This window comes from Sphingopyxis flava, from assembly GCF_900168005.1.
Taxonomy (GTDB): domain Bacteria; phylum Pseudomonadota; class Alphaproteobacteria; order Sphingomonadales; family Sphingomonadaceae; genus Sphingopyxis; species Sphingopyxis flava.
Map to the genome: position 1 here is coordinate 1 of NZ_FUYP01000042.1, position 18,740 is coordinate 18,740.

The following is an 18,740-nucleotide window of genomic DNA, read 5'->3' on the forward strand; positions in this document are numbered from 1 at the left end:
CCGAAGCAAAAACCCAGTTCGCCGTGATCTTCGGCGAAAGGTTCGTCATCTAATGACGATAAGCGGCCTCGCGCACAAAACTCCTGACAGGCCCGGTCGCTGCGCGACGAACTGCTCAATGGCGAGATCTTCTACAGCCTCGCCGAGGCCAAGGTGCTGATCGAAGCCTGGCGGCGGCATTACAACACCATCCGCCCGCACAGCAGTCTGGGCTACCGACCACCGGCCCCGGAAACGGCATCACCGCCATATCCGGCCTCCGGTTCCGCTTCGCTCCACCTCCGCCCAGATATGGCGGCGGCGAGTTTAATCCACTAACAAACCAGCCGGTCCACTCGGTGGGGGCAGGTCAACGCGTCCAGCGCAGTTGACTCGGCCTGTCGCGACTATCTCACGCATCAGCGAAACTCTCGATTTTAGGCGGATTTACGCGCCTTGGCGCGCGGTGCCGACGCCAGTCCATGCCCGAGGTGAGTGCTGCCATCTGCGCCGCCGTGATCGAAAAACTGCCATCGACCGCCGGCGGCCAGGCGAACCCTTCGGCGGCCTCGGCGCGCTTGGTCATCAGCCAGATGCCGGTGCCGTCGAACCACAGAATCTTCAGCCTGTCCTTCCGCTTGGAACGAAAAATATAGGCGACCCCGCGCCACGGGTCCTGGTCCAGCTCATGTTGTATCTTGGCCACCAGCGTGTCGATGCCGCAGCGAAAGTCGATCGGCTTGGTGTAGATCAGTACCTTGGCGTCGCTGCCCGGCCCGATCATAGCGCCCTCTGCAGCGCTGCGATCACCGCGGCAACCAGCGTCGCGCTCGCGCCATGGGCGATCATCACCGGCACGCCGTGGACCTCCATCGCGACCTGGACCAGAGTATCGGGCATCAGCCGGACGCCGGCTGCCTCCGGCTCGAGCAGCATCGCCGGCACCGACGCCGGCTCGATCACCGCCGGCAGGAACATCGGCCCGTCTTCGCGCGCCTTGGCTTCCGCTGTCTCGCGCAGCTCGCGGCGCCAGCCATATATCTGGGCCGGAAGGACGTCGAAGCACGACGCCACCTCCGCCATGCTGCACGTCGGATCGAGCGACAGCTCGACCACTGCGCGCTTCTCTTCCAGCGTCCAGCGCCGCCGGCGCCCGTTCTCCAGCCCGCCACTGCCGTCGATCTCCTGCTCCACAGACACCCCGCCGAATCAAATGATGCGATATGCGCGGCACACTCAGAGCTCATGGCCACTTCCGCCACGTGGGTCTGGGATGACGGATACGATCTACAAGATCGAGGCAACGCTCAGGGGCAAGTCGCCCGAACGGCGGTTCGAAGGCCGGCAGCTGATGCTGAAGCCGCTGTTCGACGACCTGCGCGACTATCTCTCGAAGAACCTCGGCCGGTTCAGCACCAAGGGCAAGATGGCCGAGGCGATCAACTACACGCTCAACCACTGGCAGCAGCTCACCTATTGCCTGCTCGACGGCCGCGTCGAGCTCGATACCAACACGGTCGAAAGAAGCATCCGCCCGATTGCCCTGTCGCGCCGCAACTCGTTGTTCGCCGGCAGCGATGCCGGAGCCGACAATTGGTCGGTGATCGCGAGTCTTCTCGAAACGTGCAAGCTCTCGGACGTCGATCCACTCGCCTGGCTCACCACCACCCTGCAAAAGCTTGCCGCCGGTCATAGCAACAAGGACCTCGATTCCCTCATGCCCTGGCACTTCCCCAAGATCGCCGGGCGCAACGCCCCCTCCTAAGACGCTTGACCGACACGGTTCCGCCACGTGGGTCTGGGATGACGGATACCCCACATCCGTCGCGAAGCGCCGTCCAAATCTTCCCGCAGCCGACTTTTTCAACACAATAAGGCCGGCAGCTGATTCTGAAGCCGCTGTTCGACGACCTGCGCGACGATCTCTCGAAGAACCTCGCCCGGTTCAGCGCCAAGGGCAAGATGGCCGAGGCGATCAACTACACGCTCAACCACTGGCCCCGGCTCACCTATTGCCTGCTCGACGGCCGCGTCGAGTTGGATACCAACACGGTCGAAAGAAGCATCCGCCCGATTGCCTTGTCGCGCCGCAATTCGTTATTCGCTGGCAGCGATGCCGGAGCCGACAATTGGTCGGTGATCGCGAGTCTTCTCGAAACGTGCAAGCTCTCGGACGTCGATCCACTCGCCTGGCTCACCACCACCCTGCAAAAGCTTGCCGCCGGTCATAGCAACAAGGACCTCGATTCCCTCATGCCTTGGAACTTCCCCAAAATTCGCAGGGCGCACCGCCCCCTCTTTAGACGCTTGACCGACACGGTTCCGCCACGTGGGTCTGGGATGACGGATACTGTTCAACCTGAAATCCACTTTTTCCGCCGTGCGAATCGTGTCGCCCCAAGAAGCTTAGATCGCACCGAACCGGATCGGATTGTTTCCGCCACCACGCGCGTCCGGTTTGGCGCCGACGGCTCGGCGCTCGCTTCGCACGTTAACCGTTGGAGTGAGCGGTTATCAATCACGCAGTAATCCATAACCGCTCTATTTTTTCCGCAGTGATTTTCGAACTGCCCTGTCATCACGGTTGCGCTGCGTCTTCCTAGAAGCTCAGTCTATAGCCAATCGAAAGGTTGTTCTGGGAATGTGTGACGCTGAGCGGCTGTGAGGTATTGGGTAGGCCATCGTTCGATACCTTTTCCTTAAAGGCATGTGAATATGCGAAGTCGATGGCTTGGCGCTTGCCAAGTTTGTAAGTCATGCCAGCCGACGCATGATATCGCGGGATGGCGGGAACAACCGCCAGAAGCGTGGCTCCCGGCGTTGCTTGAGAGGCAAATCGCGCGCCCACGCGGAATGTCATAGGACCCATTTCGTAGGCCCCGCCAACTGCCACAATGTCCTGGTTCCTGTAGTTCTGCGGGAGGAGCACGTTGATGTCTCCCGCGGCGTCGGCTTCGAATCCGACATTGATATTCTTCATCGCATCTTTCCAGAACGCGCGTTGATACTCAGCAGTGATCAAGAGCTGGGGGCCAAATCTCTGAGTGACACCTACGGAAAGCCGCGCAGGCATCTGAAAGTCGCGGACACGGATCCTGCCGGTGAGCGGGATTTGCCCGGCGATAGTCGACACTGCCGTAAGTGTCGCAGGACCTTCCAGATCTGCGACATCGGTTTTGAAATTATATGCGCCGCCGATCATTGTAGAGGGCGTCAGCTTGTAGGTAAAGCCAACACGTCCTCCGAGGCCCCAGCCGTCGACGCCGTTAAGTAGGTAATTATTCCGGGTTAAGCCAAAGTGGGCGGCGTCGAGACCGGGAATCCCACCAAGCACCGGTACGAGGCTACCACTGACTCTTCCGCTGCCGATAAGCGATCCCACCTGATCGGCCTGGAGTTGTAGGCCAAGGTTCAGCCCGATCCACACCGCATCGATCGAACCACCGATCGTCAGCCGGTCGGTTACTTTGACGCTCGCCGCAGCAGGAATATCCAAGGCCAACATGCGGCTTGAGTTGTCCAGACCCGCCGGCGCACCCGAAAGTCCGCTAGAAAGAAAGCTGCTCTTCCCATATTCGGTTCCAAGACCACCAAGCGCAAACGCGCCGATCCCGAAGGTAAATTTGCCCGAGCGCCTGATATACGCTAGCTCCGGGGCGAAATATGGCCCACGATTACGTGAATGCGTGTGTGAGGCGGCTTTTACTCCGGTTGCATCGTTGTAAGCATCGATATTGGGGGCTATGATGTCGAGACCGATGAGCAGCTGAGAATCTGAGTCGGGATCCAGATTGTCCGTTGAAAGTGATAAAGTTGCTGGATTGCTCATGATACCAGCAGGCCCCACGTCAAGCGAGACGGCAGCACCGCCCAGGCCGCGTGAGATCGCGCCAAATCCCTCCAGTGTAAAAACGTCCGTTGCCGAAGCCGGAGAAGCTGTTCCAGCTGCAAGAAGAGCCAGTACCGTCGTAGTTTTAATTTTCATATTTCCTCTCTCTTTTCTTGTTTCTTATAGCAGGACTATAGCACTAGGGCCGAATAAGCATTTGGACACCTCGAAGAACCGTCTCAGTTCGGCATAATGCAGCGCCGCTACCAGCGGTCCCCGGAAAACCTCGAAATCCACGACTGCCGCCAGACGCTCCAGCGGGTCACCCGCCGCGCTCAACGCCTCATATCGGTCCGAAAGATCGAAGAAACCCGGCTGCCCTGCCATCATCGTCTCCGCTGCCGCGCTAAAGCAGTGAATCACTTCAGACCGTCAGACGCCACGAGTTTTTCGAGATGTCCATTTTCATGGCGCCATCGGCCTTGTCGTTAAACGTGGAAAATGCCGTTCCAATGTCTTCGAGCCTAAACTCATGGTTGAAGTAAGCTTCAGGCTGCAACCCGCCTCTTTCGAGCAACCGAAGTCCTTCCCACATTGCTGGTTGAACGTTTGCAAATCCGTTCATGTGAAGACTTATGTCGCGCAGAAATACATCAGCGGTGTTGCGAGCGAACCCCGGGTGGCAGAAAACTCCGATCGCAGCAATGGTGCCGCAACTACCTGCCGAACTCGTGATACGGATCAAAGTGATGTCATCCGACTCTAGGTTGACCGTCAGATGCAGTCTGACCGCCATCCACAGGCAAATTAACACCATTGATGAAACTAGCGTCTGCACTGGCCAAGAACGCGATGACTGCCGCAACTTCGCTCGGAAGAGCTTCACGCTGCAATGGAATTCGCTCGTAAAATTTGTCCCGAACTGACTGATCCCAATCCCAGGTCATCGCAGTACGTGTCAGGCCAGGACAGACCGAATTCACGCGCACGCCTTGAGCGCCGTGGTCCAGAGCCAATGCACGTGTGAAGTTAACTACCGCGCCCTTACTAGCACAGTAAAATGCTCCCCCCCAATCACCACCCAAACCAGAGACCGACGCTGTGTTCACGATACAGCCTTTGCTTTCGACCAAATAAGGCAGCGCGAGCTTTGAGCAGAAAATTACGCCGTCAATATTCACCGAAGATATCTTGCGCCAATCTGCTTCGGTTGCATCGAGAACTGTGCCCGGAATATGCACACCGGCGTTATTGACTAACACATCTAACCGACCAAAGCGCTGGAGCGTGGCGTCGATCATCTGCTGCACAGACTTCAGAATGGAAACGTCTACATGTACAGCTAACGCCTTGCCAGAGTGCAGTTCGCTCGCAACAACCTGCGCCTTATCCAAGCTCCAGTCGGCCAACACCACGCTAGCCCCCTCATCGGCAAACCGCCGAGCCGTCGCCTCGCCGATACCAGCGGCGGCACCAGTAACTAACACCACTTTGTCAGCAAACCGTAGCATTTCTTTTCCCTTCCATGTATAAAGACAACCACTTTGAAGTTTCGGCCAGCCGTCCAGTGCTGCAACGCGTTTTCGCAGCTACCGAGTGGATCCGATATACGTTAAACCGGCCTGAGAATGCGATACGGCGCTGTTGTTGAGAAACTAAGTGTACTATCCCAGGCCGGCACGACAGCCGCCACCAGATCCGCTTTACTAGCAAGTCTCATGCCAAGGCTTCCGCGTTCGACGAGCGAATCAAATCACGCAGTTTCACGCTGGTATCAGCGAGCTGTTCGGAACGGATAGTCGCCCTGTTACCGACCAATGTCTTGGCCAATGCGAAGTCCTTTGGAGCGTCGATAGCAACAGCGGCCACTAATCGCCCCTCGCATATTCGAAAAAACAGTGCGGCACCTTCTCCCGGAGTGCCACGGAATACATATTCGCCCGCTCCTTCGATATCGCCAGCCATCTGCATTCGATGACCCGCAATTTCGGTCCACGACAAAGGAGTTTGCGGCGCTTCGACTGCGGTCCCCATTATTGCTGCTGCGACGGCGGCCGCCTGAGTCTGGCAATTGAGATAAGTCTCAAGCGACCGTTGGCCGCCGTCGAGGAGTGGCCATGTAGCAGCATCGCCGACCGCGTAAATTCCGTTGGAGGACGAAGCGCCATAACCGTTGACAATCACCCCGCGGTTACAGGCTAAGCCTGCCTCGCTTGCCAGCTCGTCGACGGGTTGGGCGCCGATGCAGATCAGTGCACAATCGGCGTCGAACCGCCGTCCGTCGCTACTGATGACCTCGCGAAGGCGACCTTCTCCAACAAATTCGACAACGCCTGTGTTCAATACAACATTGATACCAAGAGCGCCCAATCTGCCTCTACACCATGCTCCGATCGTCCTTCCTAGTACTCGAGCTAACAGCTCGTCAGCCGCCTCAAGAATAGTTACCTCCAGTCCTAACTTATGAGCCGTGGTAGCCACCTCACAGCCAATCAAACCGCCTCCCATAACGACAAGGCGCGCTCCCCGGATACAACTGAGTTTAAGCCTCTGCACATCGTCAAAATCACGGAGGGTCATAACTCCAGACAGATCCACGCCGGGCAAAGTAGGAACGCGTGCGCGACTACCGGTAGCGATGACTATCCCATCAGCTCTCATGACACGGCCGTCATCTAACGTAACTTCCTGGCGCGCAGCCTGAATCTGCGTTACAGATCTCCCGAACATAGTTTCGACTCTGGCCTCTTCGAACCAGCCCTCTGGCGTTAGCGGGGGAGGGCTTCCAATATCTCCGCTGAGCACCGCCTTTGATAGCGAAGGTCGGTCGTAGGGCATATATGGCTCTCGTCCAATCAAGCAAATGCCCTCCTGGTATCCTTGCGCCCGCAAAGCTTGAGCGGTGCTGACGCCAGCTATGCCACTACCGATGATGATGATTTGTTTCATGAGGACTTGACCTCTCCTCCATCAAGATCGACGAGAACGTCATCACCATCGACTTTGACAGGAAACACTCGAAGCGCCTGGCACGGCGGCGTGGCTTTGACCTTACCGGTCCGGACACAAAACTTGCCCCAATGGAGAGTGCATTCCACTATGTCGCCATCGAGATACCCATCAGAGAGGGACCAATCTCCATGAGTGCACGTGTCCTGAACCGCGAAAAATTCCCCGCCAACGTTGCATATGAGGACGGGCTCTGACCCGCCCTCATGACGATGCATTTCGCCTTTCGGTAGATTCTTTCGCTCTATTACTTTCGTGTATCCCACAATCCGATCCTCAGAAGAAGAAGCTTAAGTTATTCGACAGAATTGTGGTCTGGTCGATCAGGATCGTGCGATTGACGATTTCAAAGCCGGCATCAGTACGGGTTCGACGCAGGCGATCTCGACGTTCGCCAGCAAAGATGTCGAGTTGACGCTCCAACCGATTACGGTAGACGATGAATGCTGCGGACACTTCATACTCGCCGGACCTATCCCCTTCTTCGATCATTACGTTAGAGATAACATGACGGGTGCGCGAAGCGGGGTTCTCAGACCATCCAACGTCAGATGTTATCTTCCGGATGCGCCCAGTCATCATTTGATGATCGTCATCGAAGTGGGCGAAGCTGCGCGAGTCACCAAACTCGTTTCTTGCTTCCCGCATGACACGAGTCGTACGGATTGGCATGAAATAGTGGATATCTTGGGCCAAGAGAGAGAACCACTCTTCATATCGACGATCATCAAGAAGCCTCGCTTCCCAATAATAGAATTGTTCGATCTCGTGCTGTAGATTCAGCGGCACGAGGCGCGGCTTCATCTGTCCACTTTCTGTTGTCTTTACCATCACAGGCATGCTCACATCCCCCTCCTTGTGTCGCTTTCTTGCGAATAGCCGGCCGATTGTTCTACGGAATCGGTATGGATGCCGTTTGAGTCCAACTCATTTTCCGATCCAGGACGCGTCTGATTCAATGCCGCCCAATTCGGCGAGGTCATCATACGCGCCCAGTGCGTATAAAAGCCACGCGCCGCGTTCTCGTTGTAGACATAGCCAATGCGGCCTGGGTAGTCCGGGTGGCTTCCCTCGTCCCTGCCGATTCCCATGGAAACGACGAATGGTCTGCTCCGTGCTTTATAGCCTTTCAATATTTGCTGAACCTCGACCCAGTTCTCGCCGTCGTCCTGTTCGAACACTCCGCCTGCTGAAAACGTGCGTATGGTATGCCTACGATATTCATCCTTGATCTCATCTGAAGCATCCGCATCTACCACCGTAAAAGTCCACACTTCCATCTCATTGGGTCCGCGGGGATGCCACATTCGGATTGTGTTGACGCCTGAAAGGAGGGAGCAGTTTGGAAACACTGTCATGTGTTGGGGGGGGGCTATCCGTGATCGCGCCGTGGCACCGAAACGCAGCGCAGCCTTTTCAGCAGCGGCACCTTTAGTCCAGTAATCGACTACTTTCTCACCCATTATCGCAGCCAACAGATTGGTGTCGTCCAAATAGAATCCTGCGCCATGCCCCCCCCATAATGCGCGGTACTGATTACCTTCCGTCGGCGGCGCCAGATCACTCAGTTCCTTGTCAGCTGGCAGCCCGGCGAGAATGCCCGAAATGTGAGAGGTCGTACCTGCGTGATACATGTCACTAGAGAATTGTTCTGCCGCAAACTTCCAGTTACAGGGGATTACCCATTTCTGAATGCCGGGAATAGCGACCGTGCCAGCCTCTGTCCGGTCGAGCATATGGTCCATATAGAATCTAGCTTCGCCCAGATAGGTGGCTAAATCCGGCGCCTCGGTATCCCAATTCGCGAAGATCAAGCCTTTATACGTTTCGACACGTGCCTGAAGCGGTCCCGATTCTTTCTTGTCCAACGTCGGAAAGCACTCGCTGTAGGGAACATTTACCAACGTTCCCGCAGTGTCGTACGCCCAACCGTGATAGCTACAGGTAAACGACTTAGCATTGCCGCAATCTGCTCGACAAAGCCGCATTCCTCGGTGACGACATTGATTGAGAAAGACTCGGATGCTAGCGTCCTTCTGCCGAACGACAAGCACCGGATCCTCACCCATATAGTTGGTCATGAAGTCGCCGCCCTTTGCGATCTGCGATTCGTGCCCCAACAACAGCCACGATTTTGCGAAGACCCGCTCGAGCTCCAATTGATAAAGAGCTTCGTCTGTATAGATGCGTGGGTCAACCCATCCGTGCTGATCACTCACCAATGCGGCTATATCTTCTTCCGCCCATTTCGTCGCTTCCGCGGCAGTGCGGACGTTATCGGTCATAGTTTTCATGGTCATATCTCCGTTTCAACATTGAAGTCACTCATAACAGATCGTTCTGGCATCGCCTCGCCCGGCTCGCCCGGCCATGAGTCTAGGAAGCTCAGAACCGCGCGTGCGAAATCGGCCGGCTGTTCCAGGTTGCCGAGGTGCGCTGCGGACAGAAACAGCAAACGCGAGCCGCGGATCGCGCCCGCCAGCGCTTCGCTATGAGCGGGCGGGGTCGCAGGATCGGCATCTCCGCCGATGACGAGGGTCGGCAGGTCGATCAGCTCACCGAGCCGGCGCAGGTCCATGTCGCGGATGGCTGCACAGCAGCCCGCATAGCCGGCGACGTTCGTCGTCAGCAGCATGCCACGCACCCTGTCCAGGCAGGCGTCGCCTTTCTTGACGAATTCGGCGGTAAACCAGCGCTCGATCGACGCTTCGGCGACGGCGGCCATCCCCTTCTCGCGGATCAGGACAATGCGTCCGTCCCACGCTGAAGGCGGCCCCATGAAGGCGCTCGTATGGGCGAGCACAAGACGCTCGATCCGCTCGGGCGCGCGCGCACCCAGCCACTGACCAACCATACCGCCGAGCGAGAGGCCGCAGAAGTGGACCAGCGGGATTCCGAGCACGTCGAGGAGTTCCACAACGTCTCGACCAAGTCGATCTAGCGAATAGGCACCCGGCGGAGCATCCGAACCGCCGTGGCCGCGCGTATCATAGCGCAGTACACGGAACTGCTCCGCAAAGGTGGAGATCTGCGGCTCCCACATCTCCATGGTCGTGCCGAGCGAACTGGAGAGCATAAGCACCGGTGCCCCGGCTGGTCCGTCGAACCGGTAGGCGATCCTGCAGCCATCGCCCGTGACGATGTGATCGATCATCATACGCGCTCCAGCAGCATGCCGATGCCCTGCCCCACCCCGATGCACATGAAGGCGAGCGCATACCGGCCGCCGGTGCGCTGCAGTTCCTCCACCGCGCTCATCGTGATGCGCGCGCCAGACATGCCGAGCGGGTGTCCGAGAGCGATGGCGCCGCCATTCCTGTTCACCCGCGGGTCGGCGGGATCGATGCCGAGATCACGCAGCGTGGCTATCGCCTGGCTCGCGAAGGCCTCGTTGAGTTCGATCACGTCGAGATCGTTCGGAGAAATACCCGTGCGTGCGAACAGCTTGCGCGCCGCTTCGATTGGGCCGACCCCCATGATGCGCGGCGCGACGCCTGCCGACGCCATGGCGATCACGCGCGCCCGCGGGGTCAGCCCATGCTGCTTTGCCGCGGCTTCAGAGGCCACCAGCATCGCTGCCGCACCGTCGTTCAGGCCCGATGCGTTACCGGCCGTCACCGTCCCGTCACGCCCCACGACCGGCTTCAATTTGGCAAGCAGTTCGGCGCTCGTGGCGCGCGGATGCTCGTCGCGCTCGAAGAGGACTGGGTCGCCCTTCTTCTGTGGAATCGCGACAGGCACGATCTCTGCGGCGAGCCGTCCGTTCGCCTGCGCCGCCGCCGCCTTCTGCTGGCTGTTGAGCGCGAAGGCGTCCTGATCCTCCCGGCTGACCTTCCACTCGACCGCGACGTTCTCCCCCGTCTCGGGCATCGAGTCGACGCCATAAGCATGGCGCATCGCCGGATTGACGAAGCGCCAGCCGAGCGTCGTGTCCTCGATCTTCTGCGCGCGGTCGAAAGCGGCGTTGGCCTTACCGAGCACGTAAGGCGCGCGGGTCATATGCTCGACGCCACCCGCGATGAACAAGTGGGCATCGCCGGCGCGGATCGCCTGGGCGGACGACCCGACGGCGTTAAGGCCCGAGCCGCACAGGCGGTTGATAGTGCCGCCAGGCACCTGCTCCGGCAATCCCGCCAACAGCACCGCCATCCGAGCGACGTTGCGATTGTCCTCCCCAGCCTGGTTTGCGCAGCCGAGTAGGCAGTCGTCCACCGCTGCCCAATCGACACCCGGGTTGCGCTCGATGAGCGCCTTGATCGGAACCGCCGCAAGGTCGTCGGCGCGGATGGACGATAGGGTGCCGTTCAGCTTGCCGATGGGCGTGCGGACTGCGTCGCAGATGAAGGCTTCGCTCATGCGGCCAATGCCCCTGTGACGGTGACGTGCGCAGCGGTCTTCGCGCGCACCTCCTCAATGCTGATGCCAGGTGCGAGCTCCACCAGCCGGAATCCCGGCTTGTCACAGGCGATCACGGCAAGATCAGTTATGATGAGATCGACGCAGGCTCTGCCGGTCAGCGGCAGCGTACAGCCTTCGAGCAGCTTGGGGTCGCCCGCCTTCGTGACGTGATCGGTGATCACCACGACGCGCTTCACCCCGGCGACGAGATCCATGGCGCCGCCCATGCCTTTCACCATCTTGCCGGGAATGGTCCAGTTGGCGAGGTCGCCCGTCTCGGCGACCTCCATCGCGCCGAGCACTGCCATGTCGATATGGCCGCCCCGTATCATCGCGAAGCTGTCGGTGGACGAGAAGAAGCTGGAGGTCGGCAGCGTGGTGATCGTCTGCTTGCCGGCGTTTATGAGGTCGGGGTCGGCCTCGCCCTCGAACGGGAATGGCCCCATGCCCAGCATCCCGTTCTCGGACTGGAGGGTCACGTCGATGCCGCCGGGGATGTAGTTGGCGACCAGCGTTGGGATGCCGATGCCGAGGTTCACGTAGAAGCCATCCTGCAGTTCCTGCGCGGCGCGGGCCGCCATCTGTTCGCGCGTCCAGGGCATCAGGCAGCCTCTCTCGGTCGGGTCGTGAGCTTCTCGATCTTCTTTTCGTTGATGGTGCTCAGGACGATCCGATCGACATAGATGCCGGGCGTGTGGATGCAGTCCGGATCGAAGGTCCCGGCGGGGACAAGCTCCTCCACCTCCGCCACGGTCACCTTGGCTGCCGTCGCCATGACCGGGTTGAAGTTGCGCGCGGTTCTGCGGAACATCAGGTTCCCGGCCGGATCCGCGCGCCACGCCTTTACGATCGCCAGGTCGGCGCGTAGCCAGGTCTCGCGGACATATTCCTGGCCTTCGAACGCCTCGATCGGCTTGCCCTCGGCGACGACCGTCCCGACCCCGGTTCTGGTGTAGAAGGCTGGGATACCAGCCCCGCCCGCCCGGATCCGCTCGGCTAGCGTTCCTTGCGGATTGAGTTCCAGCTCCAAGTCTCCCGAGAGGTACTGCTGCTCGAAGAGCTTGTTCTCCCCCACGTAGGACGAAATCATCTTCTTCACCTGGCGGCTTTCCAGCAGCATCCACAGGCCGAAGCCGTCCGCGCCGGCGTTGTTCGAGACAACGGTCAGCGCCTTCACCCCGCTCGCACGGATCTCGGGGATCAGGCTCTCGGGGTTGCCGGACAGCCCGAACCCGCCCGACATGATCGTCATGCCATCGAAGAGCAGGCCATCCAGCGCCGCAGCTGGACTTTCGAAAAACTTGTCGGCCATGATGTCGTCAGGCCGCGAGCGCGACGCGGCTGCGGGAAGATGCTTCTGCCTCTTCTGCCTCGCCAGCCGTGATGAGCGTGAAGTCGAAGGCGATTTCCGTGAAGGGCGTGTTGAGGCCCTCCGCATGAATGGCAGCAGGATCAGCTTTTCGTTCGATCGGCGGAATCAAGTCATCGCGCGTCGCATAGGCGAAGTCATCATGCAGGTATGGGTCGCCGTCGATGTTGATCTGCGTCGTCAGATGGCGGTAACCGGACGCCGACACGAAGAAGTGGACATGCGCGGGACGGTTGCCGTGGCGACCAACAAGGTCAAGCAGTGCCTCGGTGGTTCCGCCCTTAGGCACAGCGTAGCCCGACGGTACGATGCTACGGAATTTGTACCGGCCCTCTTCGTCGGTCTCAATTTGCCGACGAAGGTTGAACTCGCTCTGGGTTTTGTCGAAGTAGCTGTAATTGCCGAGTGTGTTGGCATGCCAGACATCGACGATCGCGCCGGCAACGGGCTTCCCATCTTTGTCGACCACGCGCCCGTGCATAATTAGCACTTCTCCGTCATCGGCACCGTCGTCCAGCCGCGCAAAGCCCTTCGAGCGCGGGGCTCCCTTGACGTAGAGCGGACCTTCGATGGTGCGCGGCGTGCCCCCTTCGATCCCGGCTTCCGCGTCGGCCGCGTCCATGCGCATGTCCAGGAAGTGTTCGAAGCCGAGCCCTGCCGCGAAGAGTCCGAATTCCGGGGCGGCAGACGCCATGAAGTTCAGAGCATGCCAGAACTCGTCCTCGCTTACGTCGAACTCATCAATGGTCGCGAACAGGTGCGCCGAGGCGATAGAGCCGATCGGCCCTTCGAGCATGGTCCCACCGTACAGGCCGATCCCTGCGGCCTCCGCGATCCCGGCGACAGCGGCGCCAGCGCGTAGGCCTCCCGACTGTGCGATCTTAACGGCAAATACATCGGCTGCGGCATCCGTCGCATGGCGCAGGGCATCGATCGGACCTCGCAGCCCTTCGTCAGCCATGATCGCGGTCCGGCCCATCGCGGTGAGACGCGCCATGCCGGAGACGTTCGCGCCGGAGATCGGCTGTTCGATCAGGTCGACATCGGCATCTGCCAACATGGCGACGCCGCGCTTGGCGGTTGCCTCATCCCAGGCTTGGTTGACGTCCACCCGGATGCTGGCTAGGTCACCAAGCGCGCGCTTTATGGCGGCAACGTGCGCGACGTCCTCGACAAGGTCGCGCTTGCCTATCTTGAGCTTGAACGCCTTGTGACGCCGCTGATCAATCATCGTCTCAGCCTCAGCGATGTCACGCGCCGTGTCGCCGCTCGCGAGCGTCCACAATACAGGGAGGCGATCGCGCACGCGCCCCCCCAAAAGCTCGCTCACCGGCACACCGGCACGCTTGCCGGCCGCATCGAACAGGGCGGTCTCGACTGCATTTTTGGCGAAATGATTGCCGACAATCGACTTGCGCAGCAGCATCGTCGCTCGCGCGGGCGATGCGTCGGAGCCATGCAGCAGCGGTGCGACGTGACGATCGATTGTGAGTTTGATGCCTTCGGGGCTCTCGTCCCCATAACTGAGGCCGCCAATCGTCGTACCTTCGCCGATCCCCTCGACCCCGTCGGAACAACGGACGTGAACGAACACCATCGCTTGGGTCCGCATGGTCGCCATCGCGAGCACGTGCTGGCGTATCGTCGGCACATCGACAATGAAGGTTTCGATGGTTTCGATAGTGACCATTCTCGTCCTCCCTTTTTTTATCTTCCTCGAAACATAGGACTTGTGCCTATCAGATGGAAAGATTATCTCGGTCTGGCTTGATACCCTGGAGGTATAATGGAACTGCGACACTTACGATATTTCGAGGCAGTTGCAGCCGAGCGGAACTTCACTCGTGCGGCGGAGCGGCTGGGAGTCGCGCAACCGCCGCTTAGCCGGCAGATCAGAGAACTCGAGATCGAGTTAGGCGTGGCGTTATTCGATCGCGACAGTCGACCGATCCGCTTGACGGAAGCGGGCAGTATCTTCCACGAGCAGGCGACGCGGATCCTTTCGAGTATCGAGCAGCTCCGCCGCTCGATGCAGCGGCTTACCCAGAGCGCGCAGCGGCGCTTCGTGGTCGGGTTCGTGGGCTCTATAGTCTATGGGATGATGCCGGGGGTCATCAGGGAGTTCCGCGCGCGAGCGGACGGGCTTGAGATCCAACTTCTCGAGATGAGTACTATAGAGCAGGTGGTTGCGTTGAAGGACGGGCGCATCGACGCGGGGCTCGGCCGCATCCTCATCGACGACCCGGCGATCCAGCGGGAAGTGCTGCAGGACGAGCCGCTGATTGCGGCGATCGGCACCGCCGATACGCTGGCGGCAGCGGACTCCATTTCTCTTTCGGATTTGATGGCCCGCAAGCTGCTGGTCTATCCAAGCCAGCCGCGGCCCAGCTACGCGGACCAGGTTCTCACGATCCTCCGCGACCATGGGCTCACGCACACCGACGTCGAGGAAGTGCGCGACGTACAGGTTACTCTCGGGCTGGTCGCGTCGGAGGCCGGGGTCGCGCTGGTCCCGTCTTCCATGCGGCACGTCCAGCATGACGACATCATATATGTCAGGGTTCGCGATGAAGGAGCCACTTCACCAATCATCCTCAGCTTTCGGGTCGGAGACAGTTCAGCAGATGTTCGGTTGTTCGAGCAAATTGCACGTCAGCTTTTTCGCTAGGCTGATACGCGCAAAGTGAGATCCAAGTGGAGTATGTAAATCGCTAAACTGCAGAATTGTACAAATCCGGCGAATTTACTGCTTTAAGGCTCCACATATTTACCTTCGACAACTCGGGCTTCTTGCATAGGTGCAGGAAGGTGCCGATAGAGTGTGGCAATCGAAACGCCGATTGTTGGAGCTATCTCGCCTGCCGACATCCCAAAGGCAAGGAGTTTCCCGGCCGCCTCAATGCGTCGAGGCGTCATGACCCTCTTTCGGCCACCTAGCAGGCCGTTGACGAAGTCGGCGGTGGCTGATTCAGTGCGGCAGTGGGATTGTCTGGCGGGTTAGCGGCGATGGCGATGGGGCGTGATAGCGAGGTCCAGTCCGATTTGATCGTGACGTGGGCGGAGATACCGCGTTCACCGGGGCATGTTTTCTACGACAAGCTCCAGAAGCTGCTGGCCGAGGCGGGCTTCGATGGCTTTGTCGAGAAGACGTGCAAGCCCTATTATGCGCCGCGGATGGGAGCCCCGTCGCTGCCGCCGGGCCGCTATTTCCGCATGCTGCTGATCGGCTATTTCGAGGGCATCGACAGCGAACGCGGGATTGTCTGGCGCTGTTCGGATTCGCTGTCGCTGCGGGAGTTCCTGCGACTGTCGAGCCGCGACAAGGTCCCTGATCATAGCTGGTTGTCGAAGACGCGGAGCCGCCTGCCGCACGAGGTACATGACCAGATCTTCGGCTGGGTACTGGCCCTCGTCGCCGGGCACGATCTGGTGAAAGGCGAGCGGATCGGCGTCGATGGCTCGACCATGGAGGCGAACGCCGCGCTGCGTACCATCGTGCGGCGTGACAATGGCGAGACCTACCGCGAGATGCTGGTGCGCATGGCGCAAGAGAGCGGCATCGACACGCCGACGATCGACGACCTTGTCCGGCTCGATCGCAAACGCAAGGGCAAGAAGCTGTCGAATGCGGACTGGGCGAGCAAGACCGATCCCGACGCGAAGGTCGCGCGGATGAAGAACGGCTCGACGCGTCTGGCCTACAAGCCCGAACACGCGGTCGATCTCGACACGGGTGTTATCGTGGCAGCGCCGATCCACCCGGCCGACAAGGGCGACACGACAACGCTCGACGCCACGCTGGAGACGGCAGCACGCAACCTCGCCGACATTGGCCTGGCGCCGACGTCCGGGGATCCCTGCGATCTTGTGACCGATAAAGGCTATCATTCGCGCGAGCTCCTCAAGGGTCTCGACGGCGACATCTGGAAGACGCGCATCGCCGAGCCGGCACCGCCGAATGGATATCTGCGCTGGCACGGCGACGAGGCTGCCCAGAAGGCCGTCTACGCCAATCGGTCTCGCCTGAAATCCGCCGTCGGACGCAAGGCGATGCGCAAGCGTGGTGAGATGGTCGAGCGTAGCTTTGCCCACGTCCTGGATCGCGGCGGCATGCGCCGCGCGTGGCTGCGCGGGCGCGAGAATGTTCACAAGCGTTATTTGATCCACGTCGCCGGGTTCAATCTTGGCATTCTCATGCGCGCCCTGTTCGGTTGCGGCACTCCGAGGGGCGCCAGGGGCGCATCCAAGGCATTCTTGTTCGTAGTTCAGACCGATGTTGCGCTCGTCATCGCCCTCGTCGCCGAGTTCGACGGAGAAAGGGCCATGCTCCTCATCGTTTTTACCCCTGAAGGCGCTGACAGACCCGGCTGAAAACCGACTTCGTCACCGCGCTGTTACGGCAAGGTCGGCCCGCTTCATGGTGTGGCAGTTCTCGACGGCATTGTTGCCGCAACCTTCGGCCAACAGCTTCAACAGCGTAGCCTTGCTAAGCTGATCGTAGAAAGCCTGATTGGGCTCCCATTTGTCGGCCATGTCGATCTGCGCGGCCCCGGCGATCTGTGCCAGCTGGCGGTCGCGGTCGCTATGGAACGAAAGGCTCGTGATCTGCGATGCAACGCAATAGGCCAGCAGCCGCAACTTCGTTTCGGTGTCCAGCTGGCGCATATCCTCCAAGGCGGGAGCCTCGGAAACGCGGTGAAGGTCAGCCGCCGCGATCTCTTCAATGTCACGCATGGACGAATGGCCCATTATGGCGTCGTCGATGTGGAAGGGGTTCTTTTCCGCCTTGATCTCGACGGCTTGCTGCCACGAATAGACCTCCCCGCGAACCTGCCCCAACAGGCCGGTCAACAGCACGTCCAGCGCCAGTTCCGGGTCGGTGACAATGGCCTCTCTGACGGCCATCGTGCGGACGCTGCCCAGCTGATCCATGACCTTCTGCGAATAGTCGGGGCGGGGCGGCTTTGGCCCATCGCCTGCGCCGTTCTTGCTGGCGCGGGTGAACGCGACCTGTTCGATGCCCTCGCTGCCGATGAACACGACAAGGTTATGGTCGGCCTTCTGCTCGTCGGTGAAAATCTGGAGGGCGGAGAGAATGGCGCTGTGCTTGCGGCCCAGGTCGCGCAATTCCTCGTCGTAATAGCGCTCGTCTTCCTCGATCTCGCTTTCGCGCGTGGCGATTGCCGCCTCGATCCGCGCCAGCTCGGCGGCTTCTTCCTCGGTCGGCTCGCGCTTGCCAGCGGGTTCAAGATGACCGCGCATCCAATAGGAATCAGGCCGGGAAATCTGCGCCTCGGCATCTCGCCAGCCATCCTCGCGGGCGGCTTTGGCGACGGCATCGAGCCGATCTTGCACAAGGTCCATGACAAGGCCCGCGTCGTCGCAATAGCGCCGTTCCCCGAAAAGGTCGGCAGTGAAGGTGCCGCCTGCGGCGGTGTAAGCTTCCTCGCCAACGATCCGGAAATGCTTGTCGGTGTCGGCAACCTTTTCCTGTGTGAGCATCGCGCGGATTTGGTGCGGATTGTCGCCGGTGCGCTTGAAAACCTCTAGCTGGCGGTCCTGATCGTCGGTCAGCGCAAATGCCTGCGCCGCGCTCATACCGATCTCATCTTTCTGGAACGCCTTTAGTATGGTGGGGTGAAGCGCTGCCAGCTTCAAAACGCGCCGGACATAGGCGGGGGAGACGCCGAACGATGCGGCAACATCGTCAACCTCTTTGCCGCTGTCGATGATCGCCCGATAGGCCATGATCGCGTCTGCGGGGTGCATGGCTTCGCGCTGCGCGTTCTCGGCAAGCGAGATTTCCAGCGCCTCGTCCTTGCTGCGAAGGTCAACGGGAACCTCGAAGGTGCCGGGGATGGTCTTGCCCTTCTGCAACAGCTTCAAGGCTCGGTAGCGCCGTCCACCAGCGCAAATCTTGATCTTGCCGTCCTCGTCATAGCCGATGAGATTTTGCAGCACGCCGCGCGCCTGAATGTCAGCGGCTAGAGCCTCGATCTCCTTCGGCTTCACCTTCCGCACGTTAAGATCGGAAAGCGCCAATTTGTTCAAAGCGATGTTCTGAATGGTCATTTCTCACTCCTTTTTCGGCAAGGCCGCCTGCCTGCGGCTGCGGCCCTGACCCGCTGGCGAAGCGCGGGGTGGGGAGGGGAGAAG

At 59.9% G+C, this 18,740-nt stretch carries 20 protein-coding genes and 2 pseudogenes; 5 read left to right on the forward strand and 17 right to left on the reverse strand.

Translation table 11 applies throughout. The features are described from left to right. Positions 1 to 96: 96 nt before the first annotated feature. Positions 97 to 318, forward strand: a pseudogene (locus B5X69_RS18700) (integrase core domain-containing protein); the annotation flags it as partial. 73 nt (positions 319 to 391) lie between these two features. Here the strand turns inward: B5X69_RS18700 and tnpB are convergent. Further along, positions 392 to 763, reverse strand: coding sequence for an IS66 family insertion sequence element accessory protein TnpB (gene tnpB / locus B5X69_RS18705; RefSeq protein ID WP_020820224.1), 372 nt, complete (start codon positions 761 to 763; stop codon positions 392 to 394). Further along, positions 760 to 1,173 (reverse strand): IS66-like element accessory protein TnpA, encoded by a 414-nt coding sequence (gene tnpA, locus B5X69_RS18710; RefSeq protein ID WP_020820223.1) that lies wholly within the window; start codon positions 1,171 to 1,173, stop codon positions 760 to 762. Before tnpA ends, tnpB begins: the two co-directional genes overlap by 4 nt. Positions 1,174 to 1,252: 79 nt before the next feature. Between tnpA and B5X69_RS18715 the strand changes: the two genes are divergently transcribed. Together B5X69_RS18715 and B5X69_RS18720 are read left to right on the forward strand one after the other, a co-directional pair. After that, a complete protein-coding gene (locus B5X69_RS18715) occupies positions 1,253 to 1,744 on the forward strand; it encodes an IS66 family transposase (protein ID WP_020820222.1) in 492 nt (163 codons plus the stop codon). A gap of 125 nt (positions 1,745 to 1,869) precedes the next feature. Then, positions 1,870 to 2,508 carry an IS66 family transposase gene (locus B5X69_RS18720; protein WP_335339123.1) on the forward strand — a complete coding sequence of 213 codons (639 nt, stop codon included), beginning with the start codon at positions 1,870 to 1,872 and terminating at the stop codon, positions 2,506 to 2,508. A gap of 70 nt (positions 2,509 to 2,578) precedes the next feature. On the opposite strand, the gene B5X69_RS18725 is transcribed toward B5X69_RS18720, so the two are convergent. The 13 genes and pseudogenes from B5X69_RS18725 to catA form a co-directional block, all read right to left on the reverse strand. Further along, positions 2,579 to 3,964, reverse strand: coding sequence for an OmpP1/FadL family transporter (locus B5X69_RS18725; RefSeq protein WP_079640073.1), 1,386 nt, complete (start codon positions 3,962 to 3,964; stop codon positions 2,579 to 2,581). A gap of 99 nt (positions 3,965 to 4,063) precedes the next feature. Then, a pseudogene (locus B5X69_RS21140) lies at positions 4,064 to 4,195 on the reverse strand (IS5/IS1182 family transposase); the annotation flags it as partial. 37 nt (positions 4,196 to 4,232) lie between these two features. Continuing rightward, positions 4,233 to 4,553 carry an MDR/zinc-dependent alcohol dehydrogenase-like family protein gene (locus tag B5X69_RS21145; protein WP_152528079.1) on the reverse strand — a complete coding sequence of 107 codons (321 nt, stop codon included), beginning with the start codon at positions 4,551 to 4,553 and terminating at the stop codon, positions 4,233 to 4,235. 7 nt (positions 4,554 to 4,560) lie between these two features. After that, positions 4,561 to 5,319, reverse strand: coding sequence for a meso-2,3-butanediol dehydrogenase (budC, locus tag B5X69_RS18735; RefSeq protein WP_079640074.1), 759 nt, complete (start codon positions 5,317 to 5,319; stop codon positions 4,561 to 4,563). Between the two features lie 205 nt (positions 5,320 to 5,524). Beyond that, the gene (locus tag B5X69_RS18740) at positions 5,525 to 6,757 is read right to left on the reverse strand and encodes an NAD(P)/FAD-dependent oxidoreductase (RefSeq protein ID WP_021224261.1); all 1,233 of its coding nucleotides are present in this window, start codon (positions 6,755 to 6,757) and stop codon (positions 5,525 to 5,527) included. Continuing rightward, on the reverse strand, positions 6,754 to 7,083 hold the full coding sequence (locus B5X69_RS18745) for a non-heme iron oxygenase ferredoxin subunit (RefSeq protein WP_079640075.1): 330 nt from the start codon (positions 7,081 to 7,083) through the stop codon (positions 6,754 to 6,756). The genes B5X69_RS18740 and B5X69_RS18745 overlap by 4 nt, the downstream gene beginning before the upstream one ends. 10 nt (positions 7,084 to 7,093) lie before the next feature. Then, complete coding sequence (locus B5X69_RS18750; protein WP_217699159.1) at positions 7,094 to 7,657, reverse strand: aromatic-ring-hydroxylating dioxygenase subunit beta; 564 nt, start codon at positions 7,655 to 7,657, stop codon at positions 7,094 to 7,096. A 2-nt stretch (positions 7,658 to 7,659) separates the two neighbouring features. Further along, complete coding sequence (locus tag B5X69_RS18755; RefSeq protein WP_217699158.1) at positions 7,660 to 9,111, reverse strand: aromatic ring-hydroxylating dioxygenase subunit alpha; 1,452 nt, start codon at positions 9,109 to 9,111, stop codon at positions 7,660 to 7,662. A gap of 2 nt (positions 9,112 to 9,113) precedes the next feature. Then, positions 9,114 to 9,971 carry a 3-oxoadipate enol-lactonase gene (gene pcaD / locus B5X69_RS18760; RefSeq protein ID WP_079640080.1) on the reverse strand — a complete coding sequence of 286 codons (858 nt, stop codon included), beginning with the start codon at positions 9,969 to 9,971 and terminating at the stop codon, positions 9,114 to 9,116. Next, on the reverse strand, positions 9,971 to 11,173 hold the full coding sequence (pcaF, locus tag B5X69_RS18765) for a 3-oxoadipyl-CoA thiolase (protein WP_021224276.1): 1,203 nt from the start codon (positions 11,171 to 11,173) through the stop codon (positions 9,971 to 9,973). Before pcaF ends, pcaD begins: the two co-directional genes overlap by 1 nt. Beyond that, positions 11,170 to 11,817 (reverse strand): 3-oxoacid CoA-transferase subunit B, encoded by a 648-nt coding sequence (locus B5X69_RS18770; protein WP_021224277.1) that lies wholly within the window; start codon positions 11,815 to 11,817, stop codon positions 11,170 to 11,172. Before B5X69_RS18770 ends, pcaF begins: the two co-directional genes overlap by 4 nt. Further along, the gene (locus B5X69_RS18775; RefSeq protein WP_021224278.1) at positions 11,817 to 12,527 is read right to left on the reverse strand and encodes a CoA transferase subunit A; all 711 of its coding nucleotides are present in this window, start codon (positions 12,525 to 12,527) and stop codon (positions 11,817 to 11,819) included. The genes B5X69_RS18770 and B5X69_RS18775 overlap by 1 nt, the downstream gene beginning before the upstream one ends. Before the next feature lie 7 nt (positions 12,528 to 12,534). Continuing rightward, positions 12,535 to 14,274: a catechol 1,2-dioxygenase gene (catA, locus tag B5X69_RS22325; RefSeq protein WP_079640076.1), complete on the reverse strand. Its 1,740-nt coding sequence runs from the start codon at positions 14,272 to 14,274 to the stop codon at positions 12,535 to 12,537. Between the two features lie 96 nt (positions 14,275 to 14,370). Here catA and B5X69_RS18785 point away from each other — a divergent pair, with 96 nt between their 5' ends. Continuing rightward, positions 14,371 to 15,252, forward strand: coding sequence for a LysR family transcriptional regulator (locus tag B5X69_RS18785; RefSeq protein WP_021224280.1), 882 nt, complete (start codon positions 14,371 to 14,373; stop codon positions 15,250 to 15,252). An 83-nt stretch (positions 15,253 to 15,335) separates the two neighbouring features. Here the strand turns inward: B5X69_RS18785 and B5X69_RS18790 are convergent, their stop codons facing one another. Next, the gene (locus B5X69_RS18790) at positions 15,336 to 15,500 is read right to left on the reverse strand and encodes a helix-turn-helix domain-containing protein (RefSeq protein WP_236616764.1); all 165 of its coding nucleotides are present in this window, start codon (positions 15,498 to 15,500) and stop codon (positions 15,336 to 15,338) included. A 90-nt stretch (positions 15,501 to 15,590) separates the two neighbouring features. Here B5X69_RS18790 and B5X69_RS18795 point away from each other — a divergent pair, with 90 nt between their 5' ends. Continuing rightward, positions 15,591 to 16,955, forward strand: coding sequence for a transposase (locus tag B5X69_RS18795; RefSeq protein ID WP_013039168.1), 1,365 nt, complete (start codon positions 15,591 to 15,593; stop codon positions 16,953 to 16,955). 12 nt (positions 16,956 to 16,967) lie between these two features. On the opposite strand, the gene B5X69_RS18800 is transcribed toward B5X69_RS18795, so the two are convergent. After that, positions 16,968 to 18,656 carry a ParB/RepB/Spo0J family partition protein gene (locus B5X69_RS18800; RefSeq protein ID WP_079640077.1) on the reverse strand — a complete coding sequence of 563 codons (1,689 nt, stop codon included), beginning with the start codon at positions 18,654 to 18,656 and terminating at the stop codon, positions 16,968 to 16,970. Positions 18,657 to 18,740 lie beyond the last annotated feature (84 nt).